The 15,396-nt window shown below is 43.2% G+C and carries 10 protein-coding genes and 1 tRNA gene; 7 read left to right on the top strand and 4 right to left on the bottom strand.

Annotated elements, in window-relative coordinates; genetic code table 11:
* Nucleotides 1–8: 8 nt before the first annotated feature.
* Nucleotides 9–1,469, bottom strand: coding sequence for a cysteine--tRNA ligase (gene cysS, locus SBG41_RS04645; RefSeq protein ID WP_317896382.1), 1,461 nt, complete (start codon nucleotides 1,467–1,469; stop codon nucleotides 9–11).
* A 68-nt stretch (nucleotides 1,470–1,537) separates the two neighbouring features.
* Here cysS and SBG41_RS04640 point away from each other — a divergent pair, with 68 nt between their 5' ends.
* The 5 genes from SBG41_RS04640 to SBG41_RS04620 are packed head-to-tail and all read left to right on the top strand — an operon-like array spanning nucleotide 1,538 to nucleotide 8,904.
* Nucleotides 1,538–2,704, top strand: coding sequence for a radical SAM protein (locus tag SBG41_RS04640; RefSeq protein WP_317896381.1), 1,167 nt, complete (start codon nucleotides 1,538–1,540; stop codon nucleotides 2,702–2,704).
* Nucleotides 2,705–2,754: 50 nt separating this feature from the next.
* Nucleotides 2,755–3,333: a THUMP domain-containing protein gene (locus tag SBG41_RS04635; protein WP_317896380.1), complete on the top strand. Its 579-nt coding sequence runs from the start codon at nucleotides 2,755–2,757 to the stop codon at nucleotides 3,331–3,333.
* Between the two features lie 60 nt (nucleotides 3,334–3,393).
* Entirely contained in the window at nucleotides 3,394–4,938 is a 1,545-nt protein-coding gene (locus tag SBG41_RS04630) for an ATP-binding protein (RefSeq protein ID WP_317896379.1), read from the top strand.
* 46 nt (nucleotides 4,939–4,984) lie between these two features.
* On the top strand, nucleotides 4,985–6,166 hold the full coding sequence (locus tag SBG41_RS04625; protein ID WP_317896378.1) for a metallophosphoesterase family protein: 1,182 nt from the start codon (nucleotides 4,985–4,987) through the stop codon (nucleotides 6,164–6,166).
* A 5-nt stretch (nucleotides 6,167–6,171) separates the two neighbouring features.
* Nucleotides 6,172–8,904 carry an AAA family ATPase gene (locus SBG41_RS04620; protein ID WP_317896377.1) on the top strand — a complete coding sequence of 911 codons (2,733 nt, stop codon included), beginning with the start codon at nucleotides 6,172–6,174 and terminating at the stop codon, nucleotides 8,902–8,904.
* Here the strand turns inward: SBG41_RS04620 and SBG41_RS04615 are convergent.
* Complete coding sequence (locus tag SBG41_RS04615) at nucleotides 8,878–9,858, bottom strand: hypothetical protein (RefSeq protein WP_317896376.1); 981 nt, start codon at nucleotides 9,856–9,858, stop codon at nucleotides 8,878–8,880. The genes SBG41_RS04620 and SBG41_RS04615 overlap by 27 nt on opposite strands.
* A gap of 146 nt (nucleotides 9,859–10,004) precedes the next feature.
* Here SBG41_RS04615 and glnA point away from each other — a divergent pair, with 146 nt between their 5' ends.
* Complete coding sequence (gene glnA / locus SBG41_RS04610) at nucleotides 10,005–11,393, top strand: type I glutamate--ammonia ligase (RefSeq protein ID WP_317896375.1); 1,389 nt, start codon at nucleotides 10,005–10,007, stop codon at nucleotides 11,391–11,393.
* 197 nt (nucleotides 11,394–11,590) lie between these two features.
* On the opposite strand, the gene SBG41_RS04605 is transcribed toward glnA, so the two are convergent.
* Nucleotides 11,591–11,668 (bottom strand) — tRNA-Arg (locus SBG41_RS04605).
* A 162-nt stretch (nucleotides 11,669–11,830) separates the two neighbouring features.
* On the opposite strand from SBG41_RS04605, the gene SBG41_RS04600 reads away from it, so the two are divergent.
* The gene (locus SBG41_RS04600; protein WP_317896374.1) at nucleotides 11,831–14,791 is read left to right on the top strand and encodes a DNA-directed DNA polymerase I; all 2,961 of its coding nucleotides are present in this window, start codon (nucleotides 11,831–11,833) and stop codon (nucleotides 14,789–14,791) included.
* A 51-nt stretch (nucleotides 14,792–14,842) separates the two neighbouring features.
* Here the strand turns inward: SBG41_RS04600 and SBG41_RS04595 are convergent, their stop codons facing one another.
* The gene (locus SBG41_RS04595; RefSeq protein WP_317896373.1) at nucleotides 14,843–15,355 is read right to left on the bottom strand and encodes a DUF2286 domain-containing protein; all 513 of its coding nucleotides are present in this window, start codon (nucleotides 15,353–15,355) and stop codon (nucleotides 14,843–14,845) included.
* Nucleotides 15,356–15,396: the final 41 nt, after the last annotated feature.

Here is a 15,396-nt window from a genome sequence, read left to right as displayed (position 1 = left end):
GTTTTAAATTATTTCTCAATCCTCCACACGGTTTTGCCGCCCGGATAATCGAGGAGCTTTATTCCGAGTCTAGATAGTTCGGCACGAATCCAATCAGCTAGGTCATATTCTTTTCGTGCTCTCAGCTCTGATCTAACCTTCACTATGAGTTCTATTAGTCTGTTTACCTCCTCTTCAGCGGGCATTAGAGGCTTTTCTTCTATGACGTCGAAAACCGCGTTGAATTCCCTAAGCAGCTTATAGGCCATTATCCCTGCAGTAAAGTATTCGTTTGTCAAAATATCGCGATTAATCACTCTAACAAGCTGTAGTATTGATGCGAGCGCGCCTGCAGTATTAAAGTCATCACTCATATATTCATGAAACTCTTTATATAGTCTGAGTACTTCTTGTAGCACACTTGTTTCTTTCTCGCTGAGACTCCCAGGGGGCGTTATAGCTTCAAGCATGTGTAAGAGGCTCTTGTACGCCGATTCAATTCTTTTCAGATTAGTTTGTGCCTGGGTTAATGCATCATCATTATAGTCTATTTGTGCCCTATAGTGGGCGCTTAGCAGCCACATGCGCAGCGTCTTTGCACCCCATTTTTTCTCAGCTTCTCTAAACACCACAATGTTTCCAAGACTTTTGCTCATCTTTTCCCCGCTTATCATTAAGTAGCCTGTATGAAGCCAATACTTCACCCACGGCTTTTTACCAAAGTATGCTTCACTCTGCGCCCTCTCGTTTTCATGGTGAGGGAATATGAGGTCTTGGCCGCCTCCATGTATGTCGAACTGTGGGCCGAGGTATTTTGAAGACATTACGCTGCACTCTATATGCCAGCCAGGCCTTCCTTTACCCCATGGCGCTTCCCAGTAGGGCTCGCCTGGTTTCCAGGCCTTCCACAGTGCAAAATCATAGGGATGCTTCTTTTCGCGAAGAACATCCTCTTCCTGTCTCCACTCTTCTGGGCTAAATCTGCCACTAAGAGCGCCATAGTCATCGTACTTTTCTACGTCAAAGTAAACGCTACCACTTGGCGCCACATACGCATAGCCCTTCTCTATCAAGCCTTGTATAAACTCTATTATATCGTTAATATGCTCTGTTACTCTCGGATGAATATCAATTTTTATCCTTAGCTTTTTGAGCATTTCTAGATAGTCTTTCATATAGGTGTCAACTATTTCTCTCCAATCAACCCCTTGCTCGTTGGCTTTGTTTATTATCTTATCATCGATATCGGTTATGTTTTGTACATGTATGACGTTATAGCCTCGTAGTACAAGATACCTCTTTATAGCGTCAAAGGCAACATATGTTCTCGCATGACCGAGATGCGAATAATCATAGACGGTTGGCCCACACGTGTACATTCTCACGATGCCGGGCTTAAGCGGTTTGAACACCTCTATACGATTTCCAAACGTATTCCTTACCTTGATTTCAGGTAGGTCGGGCCATTCGACTATAGGAGCTTTGAACACAATAGCTCCTCAACCCCCTTGTAAATTAACCCACATTGGTTATACCTAGTTGAAAGGGCTAAAGGGCGTTGGAGGCTGCAACGAGCCTAGTTAGAAGGCTTGAGGAACTACTTAAGCTAAAAAGTTCTTTGGCTTCAAGGCTGGAATCAGAGCTTTCGCAGAGAGAAATAGAGCAAGCCAGAAACGATCACCATGCTAAGCGCCGGCCTAGGCCATGTGGAATGACCATACACACCGGTATAGGTTGTAACCTCGGATGCCTCTATTGCTATGTCCCCGATATGGGGTTTCCCATGAAGCCCAAGCCTTATCCTTTGAACGGAAAACAGCTTGTCTATGCACTGCTCATGAATAAGTACTTTGTGCCAGGACCCCATGGCACTCTCTTAGCCTTTGGTTCAGTAACTGAACCATTTCTTCCAGAAACAAAGGAGCGTGCACTGGAATACATTGAGGCGACGTATCATTATCTAAGAAATCCTCAACAAATATCAACAAAGTCTATCTTAAGTGATGAAGATATTGATAAGCTTGTCAGAGTCTCGGATCCCAATATTAATGTGCTAATCACAATAGTTACTATTAATTTTGCAAAGAAATTAGAGCCTGCTGCTCCCTCGCCTGAAAAAAGGCTTGACTTTGCCTCAAAGCTAATAAGCAAAGGCATTAGTGTAACGCTCTTTATGCGTCCAATAATCCCCGGTGTAACTGACAGGGAAGCTGAGAATATACTGTCCTTGGCAAGGAAGGCTGGTATACGAACTGTTGTACTAGGTTCCCTGCGCGTGACCCCGGGAATTATTAAAAGGCTTAAAGCATCGGGAGTTGTTGACATAAGGGAAATCTTAAAGAGGTTGCCAAGGAATCCGCGTTCGGATAAGGACCAAGCCACAATTGTTGAAAATGACATTAAGGATAGAATCGCCAAATTGGCTAGAAAACTGGGACTTATCGTGCTACCAAGTAGCTGCTCCGCCAATGTGTATTCGCATAAAATGTGGTGCTATGGATGCAAGTGGGGGCCATGCGGTATATCCTCTAGAGAAATTAGGTACAGCGTAGAAGAACTAATCGAGGCTGCCGAGGCTCTCGGATGCAAAAAACCCCGAGTACATACTCGTCGAACAAGGCCATGGCTTGTAGAGCTTAGGTGTAAAGATGTCAAAGATGCAGGCAGAGTTGCGGCTTGGTTAGAGACATTGCTAAGAAGAGAAGTGGTTGTATCAAGATATTAGGCTCTTAGCGCTCTCCTCTTCTAGCCGACGAGATATAGGGAGGATGAATATTGGGCCTCAGCAAGCTATTCAACCTAATAGTAGCTCATGAACCAGGGTACTATGCGTCAAGAGAGGCTATGAGGACGATCCGAAGCATACTGGGAGCTGTGAGGCTCTTTGCTGCTCCTCAATCCCTGCTGCTTTTAAGCGTTGATGACCCCTACAAAGCCGTGGCTAAGCTCGCACGTGAACTCACCGACGATAGCGTCATATTGAGAGCTATACCTTTAGATGCGGTGTCTTCACCGTATTTAGACGATGTTGATAAGACTGTTAAGAAAACGCTTCAAGAAAAGTATGGAAGTAAGGATGGTAAGACGTTTGCCATTAGACTTGAAGGGCACTTAGTAGATAATGAGAGTGGGAGGCTTCTCCACAAGGATGAAGCGATAAGGCATCTTGCGAAAGGAATAGAGCTCCCGGTTAACCTAGATAATCCCGACATCCTTATACTCGTAAAAATCGTACGTGCATCGAAAGGACTCTACTATGCCGGCATAATGGTTGCTCCACCGTGTTCCATATATTCTAAGGCTAAGGGAGGAAACGTCTGCATAGAATATCCTGACGCGGCCGAACCTTTTTAAATATCATTGAGACCTCTCATAGCGTAATAATATTGTTATTCGGGGGTAATCCTGTCGATAATGCATGAAGACCATGCTGGTCCTGGTAGTGTTCGTGCGGAGAACGATATCGTTGGAGTAGTTGTAGATAATGCAACGCCAAGCGTAGTAAAGTTTGTCTCGAGGAATCCGCCGCCCGTAGCAGATTACGTGTTAGTAGAACATAGTAATGGTTTTGTCCTGGGGTTCGTTGAGGCTGTTGGAACCCGAAGCTTAACACTTTCAGCTATGCAAAGTATATATGACCCGATCGTGTTAGAAAGGCTGTTTTCTGGTGGCGGAGATAACAACGATATTTACTTTGAATGCGTCGCCCGTCTACTAGGGGACTTAGAGAGACTAGAGCTTCCTAGACTTCCACCGCTTCCTGGCTCACGCGTCTACAGAGCTCCTTCCGATCTTTTGCGCCGTATATTCGGAGGCCAAGAGCCGTATAAGATAAGGATAGGTAAGCTTGCTTCAAGAACAGATGTACCAGTCTATGTTAATGTTAATATGCTTGTTACGCGTCACTTAGCCGTACTAGCTGTAACCGGTGCTGGAAAAAGCAACACGGTCGCAATAATTGCTGACCGTCTTGTCCGAATAGGTGCCACGATCCTCATCTTCGACTTTCACGGCGAGTACGTTAATTCGACGATAGGTGGAGGTAGGCTGAACATTATTGAACCTAAGCTTAATCCTTGGACGCTCAGTGTCCAAGAAATAATGACTCTTCTAGGTGTTGAAAGGCGCTTCTATAACCAAGAAAGAGTCTTGCGCAAGGCTCTTAGATCACTAAGGGAACGGAATGAGCATCGCAGCGACTTCCTAGACGAGCTCGTTGAAGAGCTTGAAAAGATTGCCTCAAAAACGCGACTACGAAGAGAGGAGTCAAGTGCTGCAATTGCGCTTCAAAACAAAGTTGATAATCTGAAGGAGAGATACGGAGAAATAATAGACGATACCGCCGTCGATCTTGTGTCGAGACTAAGGTTTGGCTATGTGAATGTTGTTGACCTTAGCAGGCTGGACAGAGATGCAGCCGACGTTATAGTTAGTCATATGTTACGCGTTATTCTTCAGGAGCGCAAGCAGCACCGCCTTCTAGGTAAGAGCCGCATCCCGGTTCCAATACTTGTTGTTGTTGAGGAAGCGCACATAATAGCACCTCGAGACGAGGATACATTGTCCAAGTACTGGCTTGCCAGGATTGCTAGAGAGGGAAGAAAGTTTGGCATCGGATTGACAATAGTTAGTCAAAGGCCAAAGAACGTTGATCAAGACATACTCAGCCAGGCAAACAATATGATAATACTGCGAATAGTTGAACCAAGTGATCAAAAGTATGTACAAGCTGCTAGTGAACGTCTCAGCGACGACCTCTTAGCTCATCTGCCATCGCTTAATATCGGTGAAGCAATAGTCATCGGGCCCATGATAGCTTTGCCGGCGCTAGTCAAGATAGACAAGTTTGAAGGCAAATTTGGGGGTAGCGATATAGACGTTGTAGCCGAGTGGGTTAAATCGACGGCCATAGATAATGACGAGAATATAGTAGAAGATCCATGGTCCTCAATATTATGAAGTAATACATCCGGATCTTACTATGTAGGGGTAGGGTGTATAAGTGTTGGAGGACACTGCAGCCATTTTACATGTATCAGATACTCATCTAGGGTTCCGACAATATGCCCTTGTGGAGCGTGAGCGTGATATTTACGAAGTTTTCGGAGAAGTAATTGACATAGCTATCAAAGAGCATGTTGATATCGTCATACATAGTGGTGACTTCTTTGATTCTGTCAATCCACCACCACAAGCCTATTATCATGCTATTCCTCATTTATCGCGCTTAAGAGAGAAAGGTATACCCTTGCTTGTTGTTCCCGGCGATCACGATATCCCTAAAAGAAGAGTGATTCCACCACTCCTGGTGTTAGAGCGTCTTGGCCTTGTTAAAGTGGTTGGGCTTCGCGAGCCGGAGAAAATACAAGTAAGAGCGCGCGGGAAGAAAGTTATCGTTGCCGGCTATCGTAACATGAAGGGTCCAGGTGCTCGTCAAAGGATTCTCGAGGCGTTCAAGAAACTGAGTCTAGGTAGGTCAGAGGCTCCATCCATCCTTATGCTTCACCAGACGCTGAGAAACGTTGCACCTGAATACGAGATCGAATTAGGTGAGCTCCCTAAGAACTACTCATACTATGCCATGGGGCATATCCACCTATTTAAAACGTTTAGACTAGGTGAAAGCGCTGTAGTATATCCAGGTTCGCCTGAAGCTCTCCGTCTCGATGAAGCAGAGGCTCAGAGTGAAAGGTATATTGTATTAGCCGAAATTGGGGCTTCAAAGACTATAAGCATTAACAAGGTAAGGTTGACAAGTCCTCGTCCTCAGCTAGTTAGAAGGCATATATTCTCTGATGATAAGGCGTTAGCATCATTCCTAGTAAGCCTTAGAGAAGAAGTAATGAAAATAGCTAGTTTCGGGAAGAAACCATTACTCCACATCATAGTGGAACGAGTGCCTAGAGGGAAAAAGCAGCAAATATATTCGAAGATAGAGCAGCTCCTCCGTGATTACGTACTCGCTCTCAGACTGAGAATATCCACTATTGACACTAGGCTTCCCCACCCTGTGCAGCAGAGCACTTCAGCGATAAACCTCTATGAGATTCTAAAAGAGGTGTTAGGGAGCGACGAGGAGGCTAAGCTTGCACTAGATCTTATAGACGCATTAAGTATTGAGCCCAAGCAAGCTGCCCTTCGCCAAGCAGAGGAGATCATTAAGAAATACTTTGGGGTAGAGGTGTAAAACAATTGATTATTGAAAGGGTTGAATTAGAGAATGTGCTAAGCCATAGAAAGAGCACTATAGATCTCGGGAAAGGAATTATAGCTATTGTTGGTCCGAATGGTGCAGGCAAGTCGAGCATTATAGATGCTATATCATATGCGTTTTTCGGTACGCATAGCAGGGATCCGCGCAACAAGAAAGAAACTATAATCCGGCTAGGCGCACACTATGCTAGAATTATAATAGATTTCATCAGTAATGGGCGTTACTACCGCATACAAAAGACTATATCAAGGCATGGACGCACCGATACTAAGCTCATTGAGATCATTGACGGAAAACCAGCAGTCATAGCTACTTCTCCTTCTACGGTAGCCTCGGAGCTAAGGAAAATAATAGGCATAGATCCCCAAATAGCCGAGAAGTTGATAATAACAAGGCAGGGTCAGATAGAAGAAATACTAATTAATAAGGATAAGCGAATTGAACTAATAGATACCATTTTAAGGCTCAAGGCTGTTGAAAAAGCTTTCGATAGAATAGCTGACATTACCCGTACAGCAAGGAAGATACTTCAAGACAGAGAACGATTGCTCCAAAGAGAGAAGCAAAGGTTGGAGGTTCTCCGCTCCGAGATTGCAAAGTCTAGAGAAATTGAGGAGGCTTTGGCTAGAAAGAAGCCATTGCTTCATGAAAAAGAGCAGCGGCTCTCAGCGCTTAAGAGCGAGCTTGATGAAAGCACAGGGCGATTAATAAGTCTTGAGAAAACTATAGAAATGATAGAGAATAAAAAGAAGGACCTTGAGGTACTTATCAAGGATCTCGAAGCTGTTGAAAAAGAGCTAGCTGAGGCCCGGAAGGCATCTATTCGGCTCGAAGAACTGAAAAAGAAACGTGAACAAATAGAAATGAAAACCGAGCTGGTTAGAATCTTAAGTGATTTAGAATTATTTGAAAGGGAAAGACGGCGGCTAAAGGAGCGTATAAAAGAGCTTGAGAACGAAGTTAAGGAACTAGATGAGCTAGAACCTAAAGTAAAAGAATACGAAGAACTATTAAGGATTATAGAGGATAAGAAAGATATTGAGGACAAGTATCGCTATATAGAGTCAGAAATAAGTAGATTGAAGAATAAAATAAACGAGATCACAAGTCTAATAGAGAACGAGACACAGCGGGTTATGGATAAAGCTAAGCATTATCTCCCCTTCGAGCCGCCAAACGACATAAACGCGATTAGTGATGCTGTTAAAACTCTCCTTGATGCACTAAGACGCCAAGAAGAGAACCTTAGGCAGAAAGAAAAGACAATTCAATCTCTCATTGCAAGTGCGACGACGAGGATTCGTGAACTAGAGGATAAATTGCTAAAGCTAACAACGGCGCGAGGAGTATGCCCGCTTTGTGGCAGACCGCTAAGCGACGATGAACGTGTAAAGCTAATAGCGAGGCTACGCGATGATAAGAGAAGGCTTGAGAACGAATTATTACAACTTCAAAGAAAAGGTAATGAGATAGAATCTCAGCTGGCAAAAGTAAGCGAGCTAAGAAACGAAATAGAAGCACTTCTACAAGACGTAGAAGTAACCGTAAGATCGATAAGGCTTCGTCAACAAGAGCTAAGTGAGCTTAATTCGCGGCTACGTGAACTGAAGTCTTCCCTCTTAGAAGTATATGCTGCTTACAAGGAGTACAAGGAGGCAAAGGATAGGGCGGAGAGGCTTCACGAATATGTAGTGAGATATCAAGTTCTTATACGAAGAGCAAAAGACCTCGAAAGGTACAAAGAAGATTTGGAAAAACTAGAAGCAAGTATAAGTTCACTAGTACTTAGGGCTCGCGAAATCCTTGACCGTCTAGGACTAAGGGAGCCTCCCCAAAGGAGTCAACTAGAGGAAGAGATTAGACAATACATGGAAGAGGTTGCAAGAGTAAGCTCAGTAGCCCAGAAGCTTCCGGAACTTGAGAGAAGGCAGAAGCTCTTAATGGATCGTATTAATTCTATTAAGAAAGAGATTGAGGCTCTTGACCAGCTTAGAGAAGAATATGAACGGCTTCGCAAATATGTTGAGGCAAAGCGTGAAGAACTTTCATTACTTGAAAGAGAAGTTAGGGGATTATACAGTGAAGTTGCAGAGCTGGATGCAAGGCTGCGCGTAATTAAGGAACGCGAGAAAGAGTTCAAAGAAGCTATGGAAAAGATAAGAGAAATTGAAGAATATGTGGAAAAGTACAGAAAAGTAATAAACGTACTTGAAAAAATACGTAGAGCTTTGAGCCCGAATGGAATACCGAGGATAATTAGGGAAGCTGCGAGAAACCGGCTTGAACAGTGTCTACGAGACATACTATATGCCTTTAACATAGACTTCACCGATATACGGCTTGACGAGGATTACAATGTCTATGTTGTGACCAGGAATGGTGAGAAGAGTGTACAGATGCTTAGCGGAGGTGAACGCATAGCCTTAGCGATAGCATATAGACTCGCTATAGCGCGGTTAGTTGGTGAGAGTATCGAGACGTTAATCATGGATGAGCCAACGGTTCACCTTGATGAGGAAAAAAGGAGAGAATTAATCAACATTATACGTTATGGATTAGAATCAACGGGTCTTGCCCAGTTGGTAGTAATTACTCATGAAAGAGAACTAGAGGAAGCAGCAGACAAGGTAATTGAGGTTCAACAAGTAAATGGTGTGAGCAAAGTCTTAGAAAGAACTCCGGGTTCACAAGCTCTGCTCGTAGAGAGTTAAGGGCTCCCAGCAATTAGTGCAAAGCACGCTAACCTCTTCCCATGAACCATGCACAACCATGTCCCTATCCACAAGGACGGAGACAACATGGTCTGTGTCTTGATGTTTTTTGCGCAATTTAATGCGAAAGGCTATACCACTCACTACAGGCTTGATAAATGTATTTTTATCTTGACGCCCTATACTAATAATCGATAAATGCATTGTTTTAGCTATTTCCACAGCAATATTATATATATCGCTTGGCTCTGTCACGTTGCTTGCTTTTAGTAACCCTGCATAGAGCTTGGAGAGTGCAGCATGTAGTCTTAAAGGCTCCATGAACTTTTTTTGTTTTCTTAAACTGTCGGCATAACTTAAAACGAAGTCTGGCGCGCCATATTGATATAGTAGGATATCTTCGTCAATATGGTGTAGAAAGCTACATCTTCTAATGATTTGTGCGTGTTTTTCCAGCGGTAAGATCGGATATGTCGTCTCGAACCCAATAGTATTATCAACTAGCACTTCATCTAGGCTTTCGCCGTCGCTACGGCTAATTATTTGCTTATCGTTAACGAGTTGTAAAACACCTTTTCCTGCAAGTATTGTGCGTTTAGTTGTAGATATAACAGTAGATTTTCTTTCTAACATTCCGTAAAAATCAGTATTTGGGCTAGAATCTATGACTAGGACTATCTCAGCCTCTTGATAAGGCGGAAATGTCTGGACCATGTGTGCTTTTACAGGTGTTTCTGGAAGGAGCTTATCTAGGGAAGGATACCTCATTGAGATGTTTGCTCTTCCGCCTTTAGTCTCACCTATTAGGCATCCGCCATGAATTCTGAAATCAATTCCCTCCTCTCTATCAATGAATTTCCTAGGAGCACAAGTATATAGTCTATCACAAGTTGATTCAATAGTAATCTTTGGAATATTGGTTGCATCGATGTAAGCGAAGATGCTGCACTTCATTGGAGTTTCCCTCTTCCCCGTAACTTGTTCTAACAATGTACAGAGCTTATAAAATAAAGAAAGCATGAAGACCCGAATATTGTACAGAACAAATGATAGAATAATATATAAAGATGTTCAAGAAGTCTCTAGTGGAGGGCGTTAATTTGAACAACATTATAGGTGGGATACCGAAAGAAGTTCAATGGATAGAATTGCAGTTTACCGATTTAGCGGGCTATCTTAGAAGCGTAACGGTTGCCTCTCGCGAAATAGACGAGAAGGCGATCAAACAAGGCTTGAGCCTGCTTGATGGTAGTAGCGTGGAAGGATTCACTTCTATAGATGAAAGCGATTTAAGGCTAAAACCAGTTCTTGAAACGTTTGCCGTGATACCTTGGAGAGATAGAAGTGGGAGAGTCGTAGCAGAAATATATGATCGTAGTGGACGATATGCAAAAGACCCTCGATACATAGCTGAGCGCGCAGTTAAGTACTTGGACTCTCTAGGAATGAAGGCGTACTTCGGACCCGAAGTAGAATTCATGCTATTAAGCAAGGTGTATTTTGACGTTGCATCGCCTGTAACAGGGCTATGCTATAAGGTGGAGTCGCTTGAATATCCTCCAAGCGCCAATGGTTCGGGCTTCCAACGCATCAAGAAAGCATATCATACGCCGGAGCCGTTTAACAGAGTATATCCAGTTCTTATCGAGATAGCCGATACGTTGGAGAAGTATTTTGGCTTCCGAATAGAAAGCATGCATCATGAGGTAGCTGCTCTCGGACAAGTCGAGATAGGTTTTAGGTTCGGAGAACTCGTTGAAACAGCTGATAGAGTTATAACACTGAAGTATGTTGCTCGTAATATTGCGGCAAAGTATGGCTTATGGGCAGTCTTTATGCCCAAGCCCGTTGCCGGAGATAATGGGAACGGAATGCACACACATATAAGCTTGTGGAGTAATGAACACAACCTCTTCTACGACCCCGATGACGACTATGCTCAGCTGAGTCAAACAGCAAGATACTTCATAGGAGGCATAATAGAGCATGGAAGAGCTCTTGCCGCCATTGTCGCTCCTACAGTAAACAGCTATAAGAGACTAGTACCGGGCTACGAGGCCCCAGTCTACCTCGTTTGGAGCAAAGCTAACCGAAGCGCTGCAATAAGGATACCGAGCTACGGAGTAGAAGGAGAGAAGGAGAAGAGAATAGAATTCCGGTCACCAGATCCAAGTGCCAACCCGTATCTCGCGTTTGCAGCAATACTTGCAGCCGGTCTTGACGGTATAAAGAAGAAAATAGATCCAGGAGACCCTGTCGATAAAAACGTCTATACTATGAGCGAAGAAGAAAAGAAGAGACTAGGAATAAAGGAACTACCCAGAAGCCTTGACGAGGCCCTTGATGAGCTAGAAAGCGACAACGACTTCCTAAAACCGATATTTACCAAAGAGGTAATAGAAGGATTCGTTGAGCAAAAGAGACAAGAGTCTCGCGAAATAAACTCGTACCCATCACCGATAGAGGTATACACATATTTCACAATATAATCAATACATCTTTGCAAAAGTATAGTATCATAATGTTAAAATTTGGAATCCATCAGATATTTCTCCATGTAGTCCCACAATATGGTGGCTACTTACTCCACAGCTTGGAGTTACAACTGATAAGACCATTGTACAGTACACTAGGTACGACGTAGAGCAGCAAGCCATGACAAATAAACGGTATATAGAATGAAAGGTGGCGGGCCCGCGGGGATTTGAACCCCGGACTACCGGCTCCGCAGGCCGGCGTCCTATCCTGGCTAGACTACGGGCCCAGCCGTGTTAATAGACGAATAATCGTTATTTCCCTTAAAAGCCTTGTTTTAGTTGGTATCTCGATTCGTGAAGTAGCCAGGATCTATAATGGTCTGAATGGTCTGAGTGCTCTTATACGGTGTTACGCTCTAATACTATGTTACTATGGGTGCGCTAGATAGATGCCGCCGCGGCGTTTGCGCCAGCGTCCTGAGGGTGTAAAGAGCCTACTAGAATTTCTCGGCAAGAAAGAAGATAGAAAAGAGAAGGAACAAGAGTTTCCTAAGAAGAACAATTCTGCCTCTTTAACACCGCCTTCTAAGGATAACGATTCTGCAGCTGGAAGTCTTGAGGAGTTGTTGAACGAGCTTAAGTCTCAAAGAACTCGCGAGCTTAGCGTAGATAGTGCTTCTGTCGATATGCTTAGCGAGAAGCCTAGTTCAATAGAGGAGCATGACGCTAAAGAGCGTTATAAAGAAAATGTTGAGGCTAACTTGTCTAATGTCAGTGCGGCGAAGGAGCAAGCGGGTGAAGATGAATCTATTGATGTATCGCTTTATGAGTCTCTAAAAGAAGCTGAAGTAGATTCTTTGAGAAGCCTTAGCTCGTTGCCTCTTCTTAGGCTTCCGCGTGAAGCCGTTGAGGGAGATAAGGGCTTTCTCATACAAACCTATTATGATGGTGATGCAGGTGTTGCAGTTGTAAAGCTATATGATGATCAGCGTGGCGAAGTCATAGTTTATCATGATAAGACAGGATATAAGCCGTATTTCTTAACAGATATACCTCCGGATAAGCTGCAAGAGATACCTAGTGTCGTTCGGCATCCAGGCTTTGATCATGTAGAGGTCGTTGAGAAGTTTGACCTACTTAGATGGCAAAAGAAGAAGGTTACAAAAATAGTCGTGAGAACCCCGGATATAGTCCGCGTCCTCAGAGATAAGGTTCCACGTGCTTGGGAAGCTAACATAAAATTTCACCATAACTATATATATGACTATGGGCTTGTTCCTGGCATGATATATGAGGTTAGGGGAAATAGGCTTGTAGAGAATCCTATAACTGTCAGCGGCGAAGAATTATCATATATCAAATCTGCGTTTGAGAATGAGGATGAAGATACAATTAACCTAGCTGTAAAGTGGTATCCTATATTTGAAGCACCTCCCCCTAAGCCGAAACGAGTAGCAGTTGACATTGAGGTCTATACACCGTTTAAAGGTAGAGTTCCGGACCCTAGTACGGCCTCTTACCCTGTAATCAGTGTCGCATTTGCCTTCGAGGATGGTAGCCAAGCAGTTTTCGTCTTAAAAAGGCCTAATCTAAGACTCGGTAAGCTTCGCGAGGCGCTACCAAAGAATATCCATATCGAAATATTCGATGATGAGCGTGCTCTAATTCTTGAAACCTTTAAGATACTCGCAAACTACCCAATAGTGATAAGCTTCAACGGCGATAACTTCGACTTTCCCTATCTCTATATGAGAGCATTACGACTAGGTATAGATAAGAGCCATATACCGTTCCGGATCACGCGAAACTATGTTTCAATGAAGTATGGTGTACATATCGACTTATATCAATTCTTTAACATTAAAGCTATACAAGCATATGCTTTCGGCAACGCCTATAAGGAGTTCACACTTGACGCTATTGCCTCGGCTCTTTTAGGCGAACATAAGGTAGAAGTGGAGTCATCGATAAGCGATCTCTCTTTACTTGAGCTCGTAAGGTATAATGCGCGGGACGCGTACCTAACTTTACAGCTTACAAAGTTTAATAATGACCTTGTATGGACGTTGATTATACTGCTAATGCGTATATCGAAGCTTCCTATAGAAGATGTAACACGAAGCCAAGTATCTGCTTGGATTAAGAGCCTTTTCTATTGGGAACATAGGCGCAGAGGCTATCTCATACCGACAAGGGAAGAGATTATTAAACTAAAAGGAGGGGTAAAATCGCTTGCAATAATAAAGGGCAAGAAGTATCAAGGAGCGATAGTACTTGACCCTGCTAGTGGCGTGTTCTTTAACGTAGTTGTGCTTGACTTTGCAAGCCTGTATCCAAGTATAATTAAGAGATGGAACTTAAGCTACGAGACAGTTAATCCAGCATATTGCCCCGAATCAAAATTGGTTGATGTTCCAGGTGTAGGTCATAAGGTATGTATGAGTATACGTGGTCTTACATCGCAAATAGTTGGATTACTAAGAGATTATCGAGTAAAAATATATAAGAAGAAGGCGAAAAACAAGGAGCTTCCTCCTGATAAACGTGAATGGTACAACGTAGTACAAGCAGCTATGAAAGTATATATAAATGCCAGTTACGGTGTATTTGGTGCTGAAAACTTCCCATTTTATGCACCACCAGTAGCTGAAAGCGTCACAGCTATAGGACGTTACACGATTAAGCAAACGCTTCAAAAGGCTGCCGAGCTAGGCCTCCGCGTTCTATATGGAGACACAGATTCTCTCTTTGTTTGGAACCCTCATTCCGGCAAATTACAAGAGCTTCAAGAGTATGTTGAAAAAGAATTTGGACTCGATTTGGAAGTTGACAAGATTTATAGATTTGTAACATTTAGTGGACTAAAGAAAAACTATATAGGAGTATATGAGGATGGAAGTGTTGACGTAAAGGGAATGGTTGCAAAGAAACGCAACACTCCAGAGTTCCTAAAGCGCGAGTTTGCCGAGATAATCAAGGTCATAAGTTCAGTTAGGACCCCTGAAGACTTCGTCAGGGTACGCAATGATATCAAGAAGCGCTTAAAAGAAATGTATAAAGGTCTTCGTGATCTAAGCTACAACTTGGATGAACTTGCAATTAAAATGGCGCTCAACAAACCCGTTCATGAATACACGAAGAATACGCCTCAGCACGTCAAAGCAGCCCGTCAATTACTAAGTGTCGGCGTACAAGTGCTTCCAGGCGATATAGTGTCGTTTGTAAAGGTTAAGAGCAAGGAAGGAGTGAAACCAGTCCAACTTGCAAGGCTGCCAGAAGTCGACATTGAGAAGTATATTGAAAGTATGAGAAGTGTATTTGAGCAACTACTATCTGCAATAAGTATGTCATGGGACGAGATTATCGGGGCCTCGCGGCTCGAAGCATTTATTTTCTCTAGTAAAAGATAATTTGTCGATGAGGGTAGCTTATATGTGACATTTCTCACTTTTCAGCGAGTCCTACTTCTTTCGTTTTCTTCTCTTCTTTCTTGGTTTTTCTTCTTCAACTTCTTCTAGTCCCTCTTCTAGCCGTTTTAATTCTTCTTCACTTAGAGTTATCTCAGCTTCTCCTGTCCCGACTTTCTTCGGCTCCTTAGTTGCATCAACCAAATATTCTTTAAGCTGTTTGGCCTCTTCTTCGTCCAAGTATGGAGCTATAAGATACATGCGTTTATCTAAGTAGGAGTCGCCGAGCCATGCATTATCAAAGCTTATTGTAAGTACTGGTAGGTTTACTACCAGTTCATTTCCCTCTCTAAACATTTCAAAGTTGTATTCTTGTAGCTTGTCGAAGAGATCGGGATCAATGGGTAATCTGTATCTTAGTTCAAACTTTGTCCGTATTGCAGTGAAGTCGCTGCTTTCTGGGTTCCATTCTTCTAGAGCTTTCTTAGAAACTGCCTTTGCTATTTCACCGAAATTACCCTCTTGTATGTCCTCTTCTGTTATCTTTCCTTCATCTGCCCGTATCACGATTACCTTAATGATTCGTCACCGTGGTAGTGCTTCACAAG

It is taken from the genome of Pyrofollis japonicus (genome assembly GCF_033097485.1).
GTDB lineage: Archaea > Thermoproteota > Thermoprotei_A > Sulfolobales > Pyrodictiaceae > Pyrofollis > Pyrofollis japonicus.
This window is presented reverse-complemented; position numbering and strand designations above follow the sequence as displayed.